The 17,218-nt window shown below is 72.4% G+C and carries 18 protein-coding genes; 5 read left to right on the top strand and 13 right to left on the bottom strand.

Annotated elements, in window-relative coordinates; all coding sequences use genetic code 11:
• Positions 1-5 precede the first annotated feature (5 nt).
• From DFI_RS06720 to DFI_RS06690, 7 genes are all read right to left on the bottom strand, one after another.
• Complete coding sequence (locus DFI_RS06720) at positions 6-1,838, bottom strand: diguanylate cyclase (RefSeq protein ID WP_027462622.1); 1,833 nt, start codon at positions 1,836-1,838, stop codon at positions 6-8.
• 114 nt (positions 1,839-1,952) lie between these two features.
• Complete coding sequence (trpA, locus tag DFI_RS06715) at positions 1,953-2,768, bottom strand: tryptophan synthase subunit alpha (RefSeq protein WP_027462621.1); 816 nt, start codon at positions 2,766-2,768, stop codon at positions 1,953-1,955.
• Between the two features lie 8 nt (positions 2,769-2,776).
• Positions 2,777-4,027: a tryptophan synthase subunit beta gene (gene trpB / locus DFI_RS06710; protein WP_043777663.1), complete on the bottom strand. Its 1,251-nt coding sequence runs from the start codon at positions 4,025-4,027 to the stop codon at positions 2,777-2,779.
• An 87-nt stretch (positions 4,028-4,114) separates the two neighbouring features.
• Positions 4,115-4,960: a tRNA glutamyl-Q(34) synthetase GluQRS gene (gluQRS, locus tag DFI_RS06705; protein WP_051307658.1), complete on the bottom strand. Its 846-nt coding sequence runs from the start codon at positions 4,958-4,960 to the stop codon at positions 4,115-4,117.
• Positions 4,961-5,007: 47 nt separating this feature from the next.
• On the bottom strand, positions 5,008-5,541 hold the full coding sequence (locus DFI_RS06700) for a hypothetical protein (RefSeq protein WP_051307655.1): 534 nt from the start codon (positions 5,539-5,541) through the stop codon (positions 5,008-5,010).
• A gap of 1 nt (position 5,542) precedes the next feature.
• Positions 5,543-5,770 (bottom strand): hypothetical protein, encoded by a 228-nt coding sequence (locus DFI_RS06695; RefSeq protein ID WP_027462618.1) that lies wholly within the window; start codon positions 5,768-5,770, stop codon positions 5,543-5,545.
• A 21-nt stretch (positions 5,771-5,791) separates the two neighbouring features.
• Positions 5,792-6,415, bottom strand: coding sequence for a ParA family protein (locus DFI_RS06690; protein ID WP_027462617.1), 624 nt, complete (start codon positions 6,413-6,415; stop codon positions 5,792-5,794).
• An 84-nt stretch (positions 6,416-6,499) separates the two neighbouring features.
• Here DFI_RS06690 and DFI_RS06685 point away from each other — a divergent pair, with 84 nt between their 5' ends.
• Positions 6,500-6,736, top strand: coding sequence for a hypothetical protein (locus DFI_RS06685; RefSeq protein WP_027462616.1), 237 nt, complete (start codon positions 6,500-6,502; stop codon positions 6,734-6,736).
• Positions 6,737-6,745: 9 nt separating this feature from the next.
• On the top strand, positions 6,746-7,585 hold the full coding sequence (locus DFI_RS06680) for a PIG-L deacetylase family protein (protein WP_027462615.1): 840 nt from the start codon (positions 6,746-6,748) through the stop codon (positions 7,583-7,585).
• Between the two features lie 3 nt (positions 7,586-7,588).
• On the opposite strand, the gene DFI_RS06675 is transcribed toward DFI_RS06680, so the two are convergent.
• Positions 7,589-7,810 carry a hypothetical protein gene (locus DFI_RS06675; protein WP_244940342.1) on the bottom strand — a complete coding sequence of 74 codons (222 nt, stop codon included), beginning with the start codon at positions 7,808-7,810 and terminating at the stop codon, positions 7,589-7,591.
• On the bottom strand, positions 7,807-8,235 hold the full coding sequence (locus DFI_RS06670) for a DUF3208 domain-containing protein (RefSeq protein WP_244940341.1): 429 nt from the start codon (positions 8,233-8,235) through the stop codon (positions 7,807-7,809). Before DFI_RS06670 ends, DFI_RS06675 begins: the two co-directional genes overlap by 4 nt.
• Positions 8,236-8,386: 151 nt before the next feature.
• Between DFI_RS06670 and DFI_RS06665 the strand changes: the two genes are divergently transcribed.
• On the top strand, positions 8,387-9,337 hold the full coding sequence (locus DFI_RS06665; protein ID WP_027462612.1) for a DUF808 domain-containing protein: 951 nt from the start codon (positions 8,387-8,389) through the stop codon (positions 9,335-9,337).
• Positions 9,338-9,409: 72 nt separating this feature from the next.
• Here DFI_RS06665 and msrA read toward each other — a convergent pair whose 3' ends face one another.
• Positions 9,410-9,979: a peptide-methionine (S)-S-oxide reductase MsrA gene (gene msrA, locus DFI_RS06660; RefSeq protein WP_027462611.1), complete on the bottom strand. Its 570-nt coding sequence runs from the start codon at positions 9,977-9,979 to the stop codon at positions 9,410-9,412.
• Between the two features lie 190 nt (positions 9,980-10,169).
• Between msrA and hcp the strand changes: the two genes are divergently transcribed.
• Positions 10,170-11,834: a hydroxylamine reductase gene (gene hcp / locus DFI_RS06655; RefSeq protein WP_211235348.1), complete on the top strand. Its 1,665-nt coding sequence runs from the start codon at positions 10,170-10,172 to the stop codon at positions 11,832-11,834.
• Positions 11,835-11,885: 51 nt separating this feature from the next.
• Here hcp and DFI_RS06650 read toward each other — a convergent pair whose 3' ends face one another.
• Complete coding sequence (locus DFI_RS06650) at positions 11,886-12,638, bottom strand: TSUP family transporter (protein WP_027462609.1); 753 nt, start codon at positions 12,636-12,638, stop codon at positions 11,886-11,888.
• Positions 12,639-12,731: 93 nt separating this feature from the next.
• On the opposite strand from DFI_RS06650, the gene DFI_RS06645 reads away from it, so the two are divergent.
• A complete protein-coding gene (locus DFI_RS06645) occupies positions 12,732-13,856 on the top strand; it encodes a prephenate dehydrogenase (RefSeq protein WP_022802097.1) in 1,125 nt (374 codons plus the stop codon).
• A gap of 3 nt (positions 13,857-13,859) precedes the next feature.
• Here DFI_RS06645 and DFI_RS06640 read toward each other — a convergent pair whose 3' ends face one another.
• Both DFI_RS06640 and DFI_RS06635 read right to left on the bottom strand, forming a co-directional pair.
• Positions 13,860-16,337 (bottom strand): EAL domain-containing protein, encoded by a 2,478-nt coding sequence (locus DFI_RS06640; protein ID WP_051307652.1) that lies wholly within the window; start codon positions 16,335-16,337, stop codon positions 13,860-13,862.
• Between the two features lie 101 nt (positions 16,338-16,438).
• Positions 16,439-17,203, bottom strand: a complete 765-nt coding sequence (locus DFI_RS06635) for a hypothetical protein (RefSeq protein ID WP_027462607.1) — start codon at positions 17,201-17,203, stop codon at positions 16,439-16,441.
• Positions 17,204-17,218 lie beyond the last annotated feature (15 nt).

The raw sequence follows: 17,218 nt of genomic DNA, 5'->3' as shown, positions 1-17,218 counted from the left end.
CAGGCTCAGTGGGCGGGCAGCGCCTCCGGCAGGGTCCAGGGGGCCTCCCCGGCCTGCACCACGCGGTTGCGGCCCGCGCGTTTCGCGGCGTACAGCGCCTCGTCCGCCGCGCGCACCAGGGCGTCCGGGCCGGTCATCAGGCGGTCCACCTGCGCCACGCCCAGTGACACCGTCACGCGGCCCAGCGCGATCCCGGCGTGGCTGAGGGTCCACTCGGCCACATGCTCACGCAGCGTCTCGGCCAGCGCCGTGGCGGAGGCGAGGTCGTGCCCGGGCAGCAGGAGCGCGAACTCCTCCCCGCCCGGCCGGGCCGGCGTGCTGCCGGCCGGGGCGAGGTCCGACAGCGCCGCCGCGAGCCGCACCAGGGCCGCGTCCCCGGCCTCGTGTCCGAAGGTGTCGTTCAGGCGCTTGAAGTGGTCCACGTCCAGCGCGATCAGGCTGACGGGCGCCGTGCCGCTCACGCCGTTCACGAAGTGCAGCGCCAGTTCGTCCTCCAGGTGCCGGCGGTTGTACAGGCCCGTCAGGGGGTCGCGGATGGACAGCTGCAGCAGCCGGTCCTGCAGCCTCAGGCTCGCCAGGGCCAGCGCCACCTGCCGGGCCACGCCGGGCAGGGCGCGGTCCACGGCCGGGTCCAGGTCGGCCGCGCCCTCGGCCGCCGGGGTCATGCGCAGGATGCCCAGCGTCTCCCCGTGCGAGAACAGCGGCACGCACACCGACGCGCACTCCTCGCCGTTCAGGCAGGGGGGCGCGTACGGCATGCTGCCCGGCCGGCGGGTCTCCCCGCGGCGCAGCGCCCAGCAGTGCTCCGGCGACCCGGGCCGCTGCACGTCCCCGCCCCACGACACCAGCGGCACCAGCAGGTTCCGGGACGCGTTGTGGTGCAGCAGCGTGCCGCGTGTGCCGGGCAGCAGTTCCGGCAGGGCCCGCGCGAGAATCTGGCCGCCCTCGTCCAGGCTGCGCGCGGCCTGCATCCAGTCACTCAGGTCCCCGAGCTGCCGCATGCTGCGGTTGCGGTCCTCCAATTCCAGCGCGTGCGTGCGGGCGGCCTCCGTGGCGTGGGTGAGTTCCTCACTCATGCGGTTGAACGCCGCCGCGAGTTCCCGGGTCTCGGCCGGGCCGCCCTCCCGGACCTGCACGCCCCGCTCGCCGCCGCTGAGGCGCCGGGCCGCGCCCGTCAGGGCCTCGAAATGCCGGGAGAGGATCGACGCGCCCGCCGAGATGGACACGATCCCGGCGATCAGCGCGAGGCCCAGCAGGCCGTACAGGGCCGTGCGCAGCTCCGAGAGCCGCGCGTCGGCGGTGCGCAGGCTGCGGCTGAGGAGCGCGTTCTCGGCGTCGGTGTAGGCGGTGATCTCCGTCCGGACGGCATCGATGATCTTCTTGCCGGTGCGGGTGCGCACGATGGCCACGGCCGCACCCCGGTCCCCGCGGCGGGCGGCGGCGAGTTCCGGTCCGGCGACCTCCATCTGCCAGCGGGAAATCAGGGTGGTGATCCGGTCCAGACGTTCGGTCTGGCCTTCCTGAGCGGTGCCCTTCTCCTTTTCCAGCGCGTCCACCGCGCGCAGCCGCGCGAGGTCGCCGGGCAGGCTGGCGACCGCGGCGTCATACGGCTCCAGGAAGCTCGCGTCGGCGGTGAGCAGGTACCCGCGCACGCCGGTTTCCATGTCCACGACCTGCTGCATGACGCGGTTGACCTGCGCGATCTCCACGCGGGTGCTGTCCACCTGCCGGGTGGCGTCCACGCGGGCGTTCAGTGCTCGTCCCAGCAGCACGAAGGCCAGCAATAGCAGCAGCCAGAACGGCAGTTGAGTGGAGTACAGCAGGCGCCGCAGGCTCATGAGGACAGACTACATTTCCAGTCCCACACGCGTCTTACGGCTGCCTGAGGACACGAAAAGGTGTGAAAAACCCCACGCCGTGAGCGTGGGGGAAGAGGGCCGGAAGGCAGGGAATCAGCGGCGGCAGCCGTCGGCGATGTCGTGCACCAGGGCCCGCAGGTCCGCGCCCTGCCGGATCGCGTTGATGAAGGTGCTGCCCACCACCACGCCGTCCACCAGCGGAGCCAGCGCCTGCGCGGCGCGGGCGTCCCGCACCCCGAAACCCACGACCACCGGCACGCGCGCGTGCTCACGCGCCAGGGCCAGCATCTCCGGCACCTCACCCAGGGCCGCTTCCTCGCGGGCGCCGGTCACGCCGACCACGCTCACGGCATACAGGAAGGCGGTGCAGGCCTCCGCGACCAGCTTCACACGGTCCGGCGTGCTGGTCGGCGCGATCAGGAAGGTCAGGCCCAGGCCGTAGCGGGTGGCGAGGTCGATCAGTTCGATGTCCTGGTCCGGCGGCAGATCCGGCAGGATCAGGCCGTCCACGCCCGCCTCGGCCGCCAGCTGCATGAACGTCTCCGGGCCGACCGCGTAGATGGGGTTCACGTACGTCATGACCGAGATCGGCGTATCGTGCGTGCGCCGCAGCTCCCGGACGAGGTCCAGCGTGCCGCGGGTGCTGGTGCCGGCCGCCAGGGCGTCCTCGCTGGCGCGCTGGATGGTCGGGCCGTCGCCCAGGGGGTCGCTGTAGGGAATGCCGACCTCCAGGATGTCCGCGCGTTCCAGCAGGGTGGCGGCCACCTCCAGGAACCGCGAGCGGTCCGGGAATCCGGCGGTCATGTACGGAATGAAGGCCGCGCGGCCCTCGGCCTCGGCCTGCTGGAAGGCCGCCTGCAGGCGGGCCACGCCCCGGCCCTCGCGGGTGGCGACGGGCGTGCCGGTCAGGGAGGCGCTCACGCGCTCACCCCGGCAGGCGCGGCTTCCCGGGCCGCGTCCAGGAGGCGCATCACCTCGGCCACGTCCTTGTCGCCGCGGCCGCTGAGGTTCACCACGATCACCTGATCCGGGCGCATGCCGGCCGCCAGTTCCACCGCGTGGTAGATGGCGTGCGCGCTTTCCAGCGCGGGAATGATGCCTTCCAGGCGGGTGCACAGCTGCAGCGCCTCCATGGCCTGCGCGTCCGTGACGGGCACGTACGACGCAATGCCGGCGTCGCTGTAGTGGCAGTGCTCCGGGCCGATGCCGGGGTAGTCCAGGCCGGCGCTGATGCTGTGCGGCGGGACGATCTGGCCCTCGTCGTCGTTCAGGAGGTACATCATCGCGCCGTGCAGCACGCCCACCCGCCCGCCCGCGACGCTCGCGGCGTGCAGGCCGGACTCCACGCCGTGCCCGGCAGCTTCCGTGCCGATCAGGCGGGGCCGCTCGGCCTCCGGCAGATACGCGAAGGGCGCGAAGATGCCGATGGCGTTGCTGCCGCCGCCCACGCAGGCGACGATGGCGTCCGGCACGCTGCGGCCCTCGAGCGCCTGCAGCTGCACCTTGACCTCCTCACCGATCACGCTCTGGAAGTCGCGGACCATCGCCGGGTAGGGGTGCGGGCCGACCACGCTGCCCAGGATGTAGAAGGACTCGCGGACGTTCGTGACCCAGTCGCGGATCGCCTCGTTCGTGGCGTCCTTCAGGGTGCCGGTGCCGCTCGTCACGGGCCGGACCTCGGCGCCCAGGAGCTTCATGCGGAAGACGTTCAGGGCCTGGCGGCGGATGTCCTCCTCGCCCATGTACACCACGCAGTCCAGGCCCAGCAGCGCGGCCGCGGTGGCGCTGGCGACCCCGTGCTGTCCGGCGCCGGTCTCGGCGATCACGCGCTTCTTGCCCATGCGCACGGCCAGCAGGCCCTGCGCGAGGCAGTTGTTGATCTTGTGGGCACCGGTGTAGTTCTGGTCCTCGCGTTTCAGGTAGATCTTCGCGCCGCCGGCGTGCGCGGTGAGGCGCTCGGCGAGGTACAGGCCGCTGGGCCGGCCCACGAAGTCCTTGAGGAGGCGTTGCAGTTCGTTCAGGAAGGCCGGGTCCTGGCGGGCCTCGGCGTAGGCACGTTCCAGGTCGTCAAGAGCGGGAATCAGGGTTTCCGGCACGTACCGGCCACCGTAGCGGCCGTAGCGGCCGCGTCCGTCCGGCAACGGAAACTGGGGGAGCTCGAAGGTCATGATCGCCAAGCCTAGTGAATGCCCCGCACGCGCGCCTGACGCGTCTTAGACAAGCGGCAGACGAGAGCGGCAGGATGAAGGCCGCCTTCAGGAACTGGGTGGGCTAAGCCCCCGGTCCGCCAGTTCCGCCCGCCAGTGGCCTTGCAGGTCGGCGGCGGTCACCTCGTCGGGCACCGTCCAGCCCAGGCTGCGGGCCAGCTCGGCCAGGAGGCGGCCCGGTGGCGTGCCCTCCTCCCGGTAGGCCCGCACCGGGGGCGCGCCGTCCCGCTTGGCGAGGCGCAGGCCGGCGTGGTCGTTCATCAGGGGCACGTGCAGGTACGCGGGCGTGGGGGCGCCCAGGGCGCGTTGCAGGGCGATCTGGCGGGGCGTGGCGGGCCACAGGTCGGCGCCGCGGACGATGTCGGTCACGCCCATGGCGGCGTCGTCCACGACCACGGCGAGGTGGTAGGCGTACACGCCGTCGTTGCGGCGCAGCACGAGGTCGCCCACCTCGCCCGGCAGGTGCTGGCAGAGGGTTTCCTGGCGGTAGAGATCCTGGGCGCAGACGGTGAGGTCCGGCACGCGCCAGCGCAGGGCGGCCGGCCGGTCCGGGTGGCTGGGCCGGGTGCGGCAGGTGCCTGAGTACACGGGTTCGGTGCCGTGGGGGGCACCTGCGCTGTCCTGGATGGCGGCCTGGATGTCGCGGCGGGTGCAGGTGCAGGGGTAGGTGGGGAGGTGTTCTAGAGCACTGGCATACAGGTCAAGTCGCTTCGATTGGATATATTCTTCATCCCAGGTGAGACCCAGCCACTCCAGGTCCCGGCGCAGCACGTCGTACGCCCACGGCCGCACCCGGCCCCGGTCCAGGTCCTCGAACCGCAGCAGATGCCGCGCCCCCACCACCCGGGAATGCAGCCACGCCAGCAGCGCCGTCCGCGCATTCCCCAAGTGCATGGCGCCCGTCGGACTCGGCGCGTAGCGGCCCACCCGCACCGGCCCGGTCACGTGCCCCTCCCCTCCCCCACCGGCTCGCTGAGGTCGCCCCACAGGGCCAGCAGCACCGCCCCCACCACCAGGGCAAACGCCAGCGCCAGCAGCAGCCGACCCAGGCCCGGCGCGGCGTCCAGCGCCCCCCACCCGCCCAGCAGCTGCCACCAGTCGTGCGTGTCCGGGTCGCCGGTGATCAGCGGCAGGGCACGGTCCCGGGCATCGGCCACATAAGCGCTCACGTTCGCCAGGCTCTGCCCGGCCCACACGCCCATCAGGCCGGCGGCGTAGCGGTCCCCGCGGGTCAGGAAGGCGGCCCCGCAGGCCAGCGGCACCAGCAGCTGCATCAGGCTGCCGCCCAGCAGCATCACCGTCTCGCCCAGGGGCATCAGCAGCATGTGCCCGGCCTCGTGAAAGATCAGGTTCACGTGGTCCAGCGCGTGGAAATCCGCCGGGGCCAGCAGGGACGGACCGGCCAGCAGCAGCGCCACCAGGGCGCCCACCCAGCGGCCCGCGCGCTGCACGCCTGCGGACGCTTCCGCGCGCACGTCAGTCCCGCTCCCTTTCCCGCAGCCAGCGGACCAGCAGGTCCTCCACGAGTTCACTCACGCTCTCCTCGGGCCGCCCACCGCCCGGCGCGGCCCTGTCCCGCCGCAGCTGGCGCCACACCGCCCGGACCGTCTCGCGGCGCAGGTACACGGCCTCCAGCTTCTCGTCGGCGCCCGGCCCGGCGTCCCTGCGGCGCTTCTTGCCTTCCAGGTAGTCGAAGCGGGCCATCTCAGCGGCCTCCGGGGGGGGTCACTGCAGCTCCCGGGACAGGGCGAGCACGTCCCCCCAGGCCGCCTGGGCGCGCGGGTCCGGCAGGTCGCGCACGAGGCCACCCTGCTCGGCCGCGCGGGTGTACGCCGCGTACTGCCGGATCAGGGTGTTGCACACGGTCACCCCGCCGTCCCGCAGGTCCTCGCGGGCGGCCTCGCCCCCCTGGCCGACCGCAGGAACGCGCGTCAGCACCACTCGGCACGCGCCGCGCCCGCTGCCGTGCTCGTGCAGGTAGTCCACGAGGTCCAGCGTGGCCTCCAGTTCCAGGGGGCTGGGGCCGCTGGGCACCAGGATCAGGTCGGCGCGGCCGGCCAGCGCGCGCTGATCCCGGCGTTTCGGGCGTCCCTCGGTGTCGATGACGAGCACGTCCAGGTCCGCCAGTTTCCTCGGTTTCACGTCGTCCGGTTCGTACACCGGGAAGGGCAGCGGCTGGCCGACCTGTTCCGCACGCTGCGCCCAGCGGCGGCTGCTGCCGACCCGGCCGTCCTCGTCGATCAGGGCGGCGTTCAGGCCGCGCCCGGCGAACGCGGCCGTGAGGTGCACCGCCAGGGTGCTCTTGCCCACGCCACCCTTCTCGGAGGTCACGGCGATCACGGTCGGCATGGCAGGCGCTCCCCGCGGGTCTCGGCACTCATGCGCGGAGCGTAGCAGAGGGCCAGCGCCGGACCGGCGGGTATCGTGGACGGCATGACCGCCGACGAGCGCCTCGCCACCCTCCTCGCCTCCGAACCGTACTGGACCGCGCGGGCCATGCAGGAACAGGGCAGCCGCTTCTACCGCCACCTGGGCGCCGCGCTGGAGGCCGCCGACGCCGTGAACCGCCGCCTGATCTACCAGACCTGGCCGGACGCCCTGTGGGACTTTCACACCCGCGGCCTGAGACTGGAGGCGCAGGAAGCGGGCGCGGCGGGCACTGACGGGTAAACTCCCGGGATGACCGACGCCCGGACCCGCCCCCCCACGCTGCTCGCCGTGTTCGCCCACCCGGACGACGAGGCCTTCTCGGTGGGCGGCACGCTCACGCACTACGCCCGCCGGGGCGTGCGGGTGGTCGTGGCCTGCGCCACGCGCGGCGAGGCCGGGAAGATCACGGTGCCCGGCATGACCGTGGACGACCTGGGCGCCCAGCGCGAGCAGGAACTCCGGGACGCCTGCCGCGCCCTGGAGATCGAGGAACCGGTGTTCCTGGGGTTCCACGACTCGGGCCGCTTCGAGCGCACCCGGCACGACGACCCGCGCGCCCTGATGAACGCCAGCGTGCTGGACGTGGAGGCCCGGGTGCGGGACGTGATCGCGCAGCTGGAGCCGGACGTGCTGGTGACCTTCGATCCGCACGGCGCGTACGGCCACATCGACCACCTTCAGATTCACCGGGCGGCCACCGCGGCCTACTTCAGCTCCGGGCACCTGCCGGGCGGCGGGCCGCAGCGCCTGTACTACACGGCCCTGACCGCCGCGGCCGCGCAGGGCCTGTCGCGCATGGGCCAGAATCTGGACCCGCAGCTGTACGGGGTGAGTGACGGCACGGTGGCCGTGCGCATGGACGTGCGGGCCTACGCCGGCAACAAGAAGGCGGCCCTGGCGGCGCACGGCACGCAGATGGGCGAGCAGAGCCTGATGGGCCGCATGAGCGCCAAGGAGCGGCAGGCCATGGAGACGCAGATGCTGGGCGTCGAGCACTTCAGCCTGGGCGGCACCCGCACGGCGCTGCCCGCGTTCCCGCTGCGCGGCCTGTTTGAAGGCCTGGAGGGCCTGGACACGCTGGACGCCTGACGGTCAGGGGGTGCGGGGGGCCGGCGCGAGCCGGTCCACGCGGTACTCGCGGCGCACCGCCGGCGGGGACAGCTCCCCGTGTGCGAGCAGGTCCATCACGGCGTCCGGGGAGAGCCGCTCGACTTTCAGGAGGTAGGCGCGCAGTGACGCCTCACTGCTGAACCGCCGCGGGTGCGGATCGTCCGCCACGCGCAGGTCCAGCCAGTCCAGGCCGGAGGCGGTCACAGGTCGCGCAGGTCCTCCCAGACCTGCCAGCCCACCCCCTGCGGCGTGGCCTCCAGCAGCGGCCCCAGCAGTTCACTGACCTCCTGGGCGTCGGCGTGCAGGGCGTCGTTGCCGGGGCGGACCTCATACACGCGCAGCACCGTGAACTGGTAGAAGGCCTGACTGGCGGTGGGTTCGCCGTTCTCGAAGAAGGCGAAGGGAGGCGTCACCTCGTCCCACAGCACCCGCGCGGGCTCCGGGTCCGTCTCGGTGGTGCCCGAGTGGGCGGGGAGATCCACTTCCCGCGGGAGGAAGGTGTCGAGGTCCATCTCCGCGTCCCGGGGGTGCCACACGTACCCCTGCAGGAGGCGCACGGCGGCGCGGCCGGCCGCTGGGGTCGCGTCGTCGTGCGGGGGGTCGCCGGTCGCCTGCCGTTCACTGCTCACGCCCGACAGCATACCGGACGCCCCGCGGCCGGGTCCGCCCACGCGCGCGGCATGAAGGACGTGTGGCTGCCGGGTCCGCTCCCGGTTGCTACCCTGGGCGGGTGAATCTGTCCGGACATGAGAAGAGAAGTGCCCCGCGGGGAGGCCTGGCGTGAGTGGCGGGCTGGTGGCCCTGCTGGACGACGTGGCCGTGATCGCGCGGCTGGCGGCGGCGTCCATCGACGATATCGGTGCGGCGGCTGGGAAGGCCGGCGTGAAGGCGATCGGGGTGGTCGTGGACGACACGGCCGTGACCCCGCAGTACGTGCAGGGGTTCACGCCGGACCGCGAGCTGCCGATCATCAAGAAGATCGCGCTGGGGTCGCTGCGGAACAAACTGGTGTTCATCCTGCCGGCCGCCATGCTGCTCAGCCAGTTCCTCCCGTGGGCGCTGACGCCGCTGCTGATGGTGGGTGGCGCGTACCTGTGCTTCGAGGGCGCCGAGAAGATCCACGAGGCGCTGACCGGCGAGCATCACGGCGACGACAGTGAGTCGGCCGCGGCGATCGGCTCACCCGAGCACGAGAAGCTGATGGTGTCCGGGGCGATCCGCACTGACTTTATCCTGTCGGCCGAGATCATGGCGCTGTCCCTGGCGGAGGTCGCCGGTGAACCGTTCGGGTCGCGCCTGGCGATCCTGGTCGTGGTGGCGATCATGATCACGGCGCTGGTGTACGGCGTGGTGGCCCTGATCGTGAAAATGGACGACCTGGGCCTGAAACTGGCGAACGCCCGCACCGGTAGTGGGCAGGCCCTGGGCCGCGCGCTCGTGAAGGGCATGCCGAAGGTGCTGTCCGTGCTGTCCGTGGTGGGCACGGCCGCGATGCTGTGGGTGGGCGGCCACATCCTGCTGGTGGGCCTGGACACGCTGGGCTGGCACGAGCCGGTGCACATCCTGCACGACTGGGAGCACGCCGCCGAGGAGGCCACGCCGGTCGCGCCGGGGCTCGTGAAGTGGCTGGTGGAAACGCTGGGCTCGCTGCTGTTCGGGTGGTTCGTGGGTTCGGTGATCACCACCGTGCTGCGCTTCCTGCCGAAGAAGCACGCGGCCGCCGCGCACTGAGCCCGGAGCACCGAATCCGGAATGACGGGAGGGCCGGGGCATTGCCCCGGCCCTGTCCTGCTGTGAGTGGCCTTAGCGGCGGAGTTTGTCGGCGTAGTGGGCGCGCAGCTTGGCGACCTTGGGAGCGATGACGGCCATGCAGTAGCCCTGGTTCGGGTTGTTCGCGTAGTAGTTCTGGTGGTAGGCCTCGGCGACGTGGAAGGTCGCGGCCGGTTCGATGCCTGTCACGATGGGCCGCCCGAAGGTGTCCTGCGCGGTGAGGTCGGCGATCATGCGGCGGGCGGCGGCGTCCTGTTCGGGCGTGAGGGGGAACAGGGCGCTGCGGTACTGGGTGCCGACGTCGGCGCCCTGGCGGTTGAGGGTGGTGGGGTCGTGCGTGGCGAAGAACAGGCCGAGCAGGTCCTCGTAGCTGACCTGGGCGGGGTCGAAGGTGACGCGCACGGCCTCGGCGTGCCCGGTCTGGCCGCTGCACACGCTGCGGTAGTCGGGGGTGGGGGTGTGCCCGCCGATGTAGCCGCTCTCGACCTTCAGGACGCCGCGCACGTCCTGCATGACGGCCTCGGTGCACCAGAAGCAGCCTCCGGCGAGGATCGCCTGTTCGGTCCGGCCGGCCTGGGGGGTCTGTGGGTCTGGGGTGGTCATGGGGGCAGTCTGCCGTGCGGGCGGGGTGGGGCGTGGCGCCGGGCTTACAGTCCGGGGCGGGCGGTGGCCCGGGCCGGGATACTTGCCCTTCCACACGCGGGCGGGCCGGGATAGCCTCCCCGCGGACAGAAAGTGGACCCTCGCATCCGGTTTCACGGAACCGGCCGGGGGCATCCCAGGAGGCCCGCGCATGACCCTGAACCCCACCATCCCCGCCCCCACCCCCATGTACTGCAACCAGTGTCAGGAGGCCAGCAAGGGCGTCGCCTGCACCCTGGTTGGCGTGTGCGGCAAGACCGACGAACTCTCCAGCGCCATGGACGTCCTGCTGCACGCCTGCAAGGGCGTGGCGCTGTACGCCCGGGCCCTGCGCGCCGAACGGCTCCCCGTGGACCCTGCCGTGGGCCTGTACCTCACGCAGTCGCTGTTCGCCACGATCACCAACGCCAACTTCGACGAGGACGTCATCCTGCGCCGCGTCCAGGAGGGCCTGCGGCTGCGCGGCGCCCTGCAGGCCCAGCTGGGCCGCACCCTTCCGCACGGCAGCGCCACCTTCCTCGTGGACAGCCGGGAGGACGTGCTGGCCTTCGCGCCCCGCGCCGGCTTCCTGATGACTGCCGACGAGGACGTCCGCTCGCTGCACTCCCTGATCCTGTTCGGGCTCAAGGGGCTCGCCGCGTACTACGACCACGCCTGGAACCTGGGTCACACCGACGAGGCCATCGAGGCGTTCGTGGAAGAAGCCCTGGCGGCCACCACCGAGCCCCACAGTGTGCCCGACCTGATCACCCTGACCCTGAAGACCGGCGAGTACGGCGTGAAGGCCCTGGCCCTGCTGGACCGCGCGAACACCGGCACCTACGGCAAGCCCGAGGCGACCCGCGTGAACATCGGCGTGCGCGGCAACCCCGGCATCCTGGTCACCGGGCACGACCTGCGGGACCTGGAGGACCTGCTGCGGCAGACCGAGGGCACCGGCGTGGACGTGTACACCCACGGCGAGATGCTGCCCGCCCACTACTACCCCGCCTTCAAGAAGTACGCCCACTTCGCCGGGAACTACGGCGGCGCGTGGTGGGAGCAGAACGCGCACTTTCAGGCGTTCGGCGGGCCCGTGCTGTTCACCACGAACTGCATCGTGCCGCTCAAGGCCGGGAACACCTACCTGGACCGCATGTACACCACCGGCGCCTCCGGGTACCCCGGCGCCACGCACATCCCGGACCGCCTGCCGGGCGGCGAGAAGGACTTCAGTGCGCTGATCGCCCAGGCCCGCAGCTGCCCCGCGCCCACCCCGCTGGAGGAGGGGGAGATCCTGGGCGGCTTCGCGCACGATCAGGTGCTCGCGCTGGCCGATCAGGTCGTCGACGCCGTGAAAACCGGGCAGATCCGCAAGTTCTTCGTGATGGCCGGCTGCGACGGCCGCTTCAAGAGCCGCAGCTACTACGCCGACTTCGCGCAGGAACTCCCGCAGGACACCGTGATCCTCACGGCCGGCTGCGCGAAATACCGCTACAACAAGCTGGACCTGGGCACCGTCGCCGGCATTCCGCGCGTGCTGGACGCCGGGCAGTGCAACGACTCGTACTCGCTGGCCGTGATCGCCCTGAAACTCAAGGAGGCGTTCGGGCTGGACGACATCAACGACCTGCCCATCGCGTACAACATCGCGTGGTACGAGCAGAAGGCCGTGATCGTCCTGCTGGCGCTGCTGCACCTGGGCGTGAAGAACATCCACCTCGGCCCGACCCTGCCGGCGTTCCTGTCCCCGAATGTGGCGAAGGTGCTCATGGAGAACTTCGGGATTGCCGGGATCGGCACCGTGCAGGAGGACATGCGGGCCTTCCTGGCCTGAGGGGCAGAGCAGCGGGGCCGGGCATGACGCGCCCGGCCCCGCTCCCTGACCTCAGCGGACGAAGAACAGGCGCATGGCCACCAGCAGCACGATCACCGCGTACACCGCCTTCACGAACCCGCTGCCGCGCAGCATCGCCATCCGCGCGCCCAGCGTGGCGCCCAGCGCGTTCGCGGCGCCCATCGGCAGGCCCAGCCACCACACCATCTGCCCACCGATCAGGAAGAACAGGAACGCGCCCAGGTTCGTGGCGAAGTTCAGCGTACGGGCGTTCCCGCCGGACTTCACCAGATTGAAGCCCGCCAGCGCGAACATGAACATCGCAAACGTCCCGGTGCCCGGCCCGAGGAAGCCGTCGTACATGCCGATCACGAACGCGCCCGGCAGGGTCAGCGCCAGGGTGCGGGCGGTCAGGCCCGGATAGCGGTCCTCGGTGCCGAAGCGCTTGTTCACCAGCACCAGCGCGCCCACCAGCAGGATCACCACGCCCACCAGCGTGCGGAAACTGTCCGGGTCCACGAAATGCACCAGGTACGCGCCCAGGGCCGCGCCGGCCAGCGCCAGCGGAATCAGGCGCAGCACCAGGGCGCGCTCCACGTTCCCCTTGCGCCAGAACTGGTACGTGGCGCTGCCCGACCCGAAGATCGCCAGCAGCTTGTTCGTGGCGACCACCTGCGCCGGGCTCAGGCCCATGAAGAACAGGGTGGGCAGCGTGATCGTCCCGCCGCCCCCCGCGACCGCATCGATGAAGCCGGCCAGGAAGGCCAGCGGCAGACCGTACAGCAGCACTTCGGGACCCGGCACGGCCCGGACTGTAGCACCCGCCCGGCCGGGGCCACGGCGGGCGTGTCCACACCGCGCGCCGCCGCGCCCCGGCAGGCCGTGTTAGCGTGCCGCATGCCGCCCCAGCCGCCTTCCGCGCCGACCCCGCCCAGCCTGCCCGCCCCGCTGTTCGACACGGCCGTGATCGCCGGGGTGGGCCTGATCGGCGGCAGCGTGGCGCTGGGCCTGCGCAGCCGGCTGCTGGCCCGCCGGATCGTCGGGGTGGACGCCAGCCTGGACGCGCTGCGGGAAGCTCAGGCGCTGGGCGTGGTGGACGAGATCCGCGCCGCACCCGGCGAATGGCTGCGCGAGGCGGACCTGGTGGTGCTGGCCGCCCCGATGCGCGTGCTGGCGCCGCTGGCCGCCGACCTCGCCCCGTACCTGAACCCGCAGGCGCTGGTCACCGACGTGGGCAGCGTGAAGGCCACGATCGCCGCCGAGCTGCACCGGCTGGGCGTGCGGAACTTCGTGCCAGGGCACCCGATGGCCGGCAGCGAGCGGGGCGGGGTGGCGCACGCCCGCGCCGCCCTGCTGGAAAACGCCGTGTGGGTGCTTACGCCCACCGAGCACACGCCCCTGACCGCCCTGAGCCGCGCCCGGGCTCTGGTGGAGCACCTGGGGGCCGCGCCGGTGGTGATGCCACCCGGCGCGCACGACGACCTCGTGGCGACCGTGAGCCACCTGCCGTACCTGGCGAGCCTGGCCCTGACGCATCTGGTCGCGCGGGACGAGCGGCTGAGCCTGCTGGCCGCCGGGGGGTTCCGGGACCTGACGCGCGTAGCGAGCGGCGACCCGCGCATGAGCCGCGACATGGTCGTGGAAAACCGCGAGGCGCTGCGGCTCGCGCTCCGGCGTTTCCGCACGCAGCTCGACCGCCTGGAGGCCGAACTGGACGACCCGGAGGAACTGCTGGCCGCCGCGCAGGAGGGCAAGCGCACCCGGGACAGCCTGCCGGTCGTGAAACGCAGCCTGCTGCCCCGGAGGCACGATCTGGTCGTGACGATCTCCGACCGCCCGAACCAGATCGGCGCGGTGACGCAGGCGCTCGGGGCGGCGGGCGTGAACATCAAGGACATCGAGGTGCTCGCCATCCGCGAGGACGGCGGGGCGATGCGCCTGGGCCTGGAAACCCCGGAGGACGTGCAGGAGGCCGCAGGCATCCTGAGGGGCGCGGGTTTCGACGTGGTCGGCCGCGCCTGAGGCTCAGGGTTCCAGCAGGTCGTTCAGGAACTCGCCGAGCGGCGCGGCCGCCATGGGGCGGGCCACCAGGTACCCCTGAATCAGGTCGCAGTACCAGCTGCTCAGCAGGGCCAGCTGCCAGTCCTCCTCCACGCCCTCGGCCACGGTGGTCAGGCCGTAGGTGTGCGCGAAGGTGATCAGGGTGCGCACGATCTGCCCGGAGCGGTCGGCGTCCTCCGGCTCCGGCGACAGGCGCTGGATGAGGGACCGGTCGATCTTCAGGGTGCGGGCCGGGGTGTGCGCCAGCCGGCTCATGCTGGAGTACCCGGTGCCGAAGTCGTCGATGGCGACGCCCAGGCCCTCTTCCAGCAGGGCCGTGTAGGGGCGCCAGGACACGTCGGACAGCGCGGCGTACTCGGTCATCTCCAGTTCCAGGGCGCTGGCGGGCAGGCCCACGTCGTCCAGGATGGCGCGCAGGTGGGCGGCCATGTCGGTCCGGGCAAGGTCGCGGGGGGACACGTTCACGCTGACCTGAAGCTGCGGCCAGCGGCGGCGCCAGAGTTTCAGGTCGGTCAGGGCGCGGCGCAGCACCCACAGGGTCGCGCCGTACGCGAGTTCGCTGTGTTCCAGCACGCGGATGAACCGGTCGGCGCTGAGCAGGCCCCGGACCGGGTGCTGCCAGCGCATCAGCGCCTCCAGTTTTACCGGGGTCAGGGTGCGGGCGTCCACGATGGGCTGGTAGTGCAGCAGCAGTTCGCCGCTCTGCACGGCGCTGCGCAGTTCCTGCACGATGGTCAGGCGCTGGTGGGCGGCCTCGCTGAGGGCCGGGGTGTAGCGGCGCAGGTCGTTGCGGTCGGTCTTCGCCTCGTACATGGCGAGGTCGGCGTTCTTGTACAGCGTCACGACGTCGTGCCCGTCCTGCGGGGCGACCGCCACGCCGATCGAGGTGGTCAGGACGAGCGGCTGCCCCGCCAGGTCGAAGGGTTCGGAGAGCAGGCCCTGCAGCTGGGCGGCGAGCGTCATGCCGTCCGGCTGGCCGGGGCCGTGCGTGAGCAGCACCGTGAACTCGTCTCCGCCCTGCCTGGCGACCACGCCGCCGGGCGGTAGGGCCGCGCTCAGGCGCCGGGCGACCTGCCGCAGCAGCTCGTCCCCGACGGGGTGGCCCAGGGTGTCGTTGACGACCTTGAAGTGGTCCAGGTCGATGAAGATCAGGCTGACCTGCTGGCCGGGCGCCTGGCCGGGCAGGCCGGTCACGGCGCCCAGGGCGCGCTGCAAGTCATTCTCGAAGGCCGGGCGGTTCTTCAGGCCGGTCAGGGCGTCGTGCTGCACGTAGTACTGCAGGCTCTGCTGGGTGATCAGCAGGGCGTTGTTCGCGTCCTGCAGTTCCTTGCGGCGCTGCTCGATCTCCCGGGCGCGCTGTTCCACCCGTTCCAGCTGCAGCTGGGCGGTCATGCGCTGGGTGCGGCGCTCCAGCATCTCGCGCATCAGCTGCCGTTCGGCGGCGTCCCGCAGGCGCAGCTGCTCGAAGGCCTCCCGGTGGGCGCCCTGGCCGTCCAGCAGGGCGGCCAGGGCCCAGCGGGCCTCGCTCTCGCTGCGGCGGATGCTGTGCGTCCGGGCGAGGGCCAGGGCGTCTTCCAGGGCCGCGTGGGCCTCTTCGCCACGGTGCAGGGCCGTCAGGATCCGGCCGCGGGCCACCAGCAGGCGGCACAGGTTCTCCGGGTCGCTGACCGCCTCCCGCAGGGCCAGCGCGGCGTCCGAGTGTTCCAGGGCCAGGGTGTGCTGCCCGAGCCCCAGCAGGTTCTGCGACAGGTTGGAGTTCAGCAGCGCCTCGCGTTCCCGCAGCCCCGCCTCGCGCACGTCCGGGAGGGTGGCGCGGTTGAGCTCCAGGGCCTCGGCGTGGCGGCCGAGTTCCTGCAGGGTGTGCGCGAGGTTGATGGACGTGCTGAAGTGAATCTCGGTGAGTCCCAGGGTTCCGGCGATGGCCCGCGCGTCCTCGATGTAGCGCAGCGCCTCCTCGAACTCGCGCAGGTCCAGCAGCATCACGCCGATGTTGTTCATGGCGCGCGCCCGGCTGCGGTCGTCCCCCAGGCTCTCCGAGAGTTTCAGGGCCTGCATGTGGCATTCCAGGGCCTGACCGGCGTTCCCCAGGCGCATGAAGCACAGCGCCTGACCGTTCAGGATGCGGGCGTGCACGGGGTCCGGCGCGAGCGGGCGGGCCAGTTCCGCCGCCTCCCCGAAGTGCCCCTGGGCTTCAGGGAGGCGGCCCAGCAGGTACTGCGCGTAACCCATCAGAGTCACGGCGAGTGCCTCTTGCCGGGTGTCCCGTGCGCGCGCGGCGTCCAGGCGGGCCCGGAAGGCCAGGTGCAGGCTGCGCTCGGGGCTGGTGACGAGCAGGCCGTCCGCCTCGGCCAGGCGGGCGGCAAGGTCAGTGGCCGGCAGGTGGGCCGGACCGGGCCGGCGCGGTCCGAGGCCGCCCGGTGGTGGGACGGCCAGGTCGGTCACGCGTGATGCCCCCGGGCTTGCATGGTGCGGTCAGTGTACGTGACCCCGCCCGGCGGAACCTGACCCGGCGCTGGGGGGGTCGGCGGGGGGTGGCGCCGGATTCAGTGTAGGGCCGGCAGCAGCGGCGCAAGCGTGTCCGGGCGGAAGCGCTGCCCGGTGGCGTGCGCCAGCTGGTGCGACAGGCGGTGCAGGGGCAGCGCGGTCAGGTCGAGGGCCGTGGCGCCGCTGCTGCCGGTGCTGGCCTGCCCGGTCAGGTCGGCGAGCGTGTGGTAGGGCTGGAGCACCCCGGCCGGCAGGGGTCCGCCGGTCACCACGATCAGGTCGCAGCGTTCCGCGAAGCTCTGCACGCTGGGGTCGCGGCGGGCCAGGGCGTACCCGCGCACGCCGGCCGGCAGGTCGCGCAGCACCCGCTCGGCATCGGAAATCGTCTCGGCGCCCACGCCGACGATGCTGAGGCCCAGGCGGGTCAGCGGCAGGCCGCGGCCCAGGTCGGCGGCTTCCAGGCCCAGCAGCAGCGCGCTCGCGCCGCGCAGGGCGTAGCCGCTGTCGCCCAGGGTGTCACCCAGCGCGTCGGCCAGGGTGTGCACGCCGTGCGCGGTTCCGCTGAAGGCCACGGCGTCCACCCGCCCGGCCCGGCGCGCCGCGGTGTCCGGCGTGACCGCGGCGGCCACGGCCGCTTCCAGCGCCGGGTGCACCAGCGCACCCGTGAATTTCAGGGTCCGGCAGGCGTCCATGACGTGCGTGAGATCGTCGGTGGGGACGTTCACGGCGATCAGACCCAGCTGCCGCAGGGCGCGGGCGGCGTCCGGGGCGAACCCGAGAAGCGCCAGGGGGTGGTCCGGGGTGGCGGGCGGCACGGAAGGCATCAGGGGGCAGTGTAG

It is taken from the genome of Deinococcus ficus (genome assembly GCF_003444775.1).
GTDB classification, from domain to species: domain Bacteria; phylum Deinococcota; class Deinococci; order Deinococcales; family Deinococcaceae; genus Deinococcus; species Deinococcus ficus.
The sequence above is the reverse complement of the archived record's forward strand: the minus strand, read 5'-3'. Positions and strand labels throughout refer to the sequence as shown.

What these genes read in the sequence shown, in the direction of transcription:
- DFI_RS06690 (WP_027462617.1), bottom strand. Translation starts at nt 6,415, where the DNA reads ATGCCGACCGTGATCGCCGTGACCTCCGAGAAGGGTGGCGTGGGCAAG.
- hcp (WP_211235348.1), top strand. Translation starts at nt 10,170, where the DNA reads ATGACCCTGAACCCCACCATCCCCGCCCCCACCCCCATGTACTGCAAC.
- DFI_RS06685 (WP_027462616.1), top strand. Translation starts at nt 6,500, where the DNA reads ATGACCGCCGACGAGCGCCTCGCCACCCTCCTCGCCTCCGAACCGTAC.
- DFI_RS06720 (WP_027462622.1), bottom strand. Translation starts at nt 1,838, where the DNA reads ATGAGCCTGCGGCGCCTGCTGTACTCCACTCAACTGCCGTTCTGGCTG.
- DFI_RS06695 (WP_027462618.1), bottom strand. Translation starts at nt 5,770, where the DNA reads ATGGCCCGCTTCGACTACCTGGAAGGCAAGAAGCGCCGCAGGGACGCC.
- DFI_RS06635 (WP_027462607.1), bottom strand. Translation starts at nt 17,203, where the DNA reads ATGCCTTCCGTGCCGCCCGCCACCCCGGACCACCCCCTGGCGCTTCTC.
- DFI_RS06680 (WP_027462615.1), top strand. Translation starts at nt 6,746, where the DNA reads ATGACCGACGCCCGGACCCGCCCCCCCACGCTGCTCGCCGTGTTCGCC.
- gluQRS (WP_051307658.1), bottom strand. Translation starts at nt 4,960, where the DNA reads ATGCACTTGGGGAATGCGCGGACGGCGCTGCTGGCGTGGCTGCATTCC.
- msrA (WP_027462611.1), bottom strand. Translation starts at nt 9,979, where the DNA reads ATGACCACCCCAGACCCACAGACCCCCCAGGCCGGCCGGACCGAACAG.
- trpB (WP_043777663.1), bottom strand. Translation starts at nt 4,027, where the DNA reads ATGACCTTCGAGCTCCCCCAGTTTCCGTTGCCGGACGGACGCGGCCGC.
- DFI_RS06645 (WP_022802097.1), top strand. Translation starts at nt 12,732, where the DNA reads ATGCCGCCCCAGCCGCCTTCCGCGCCGACCCCGCCCAGCCTGCCCGCC.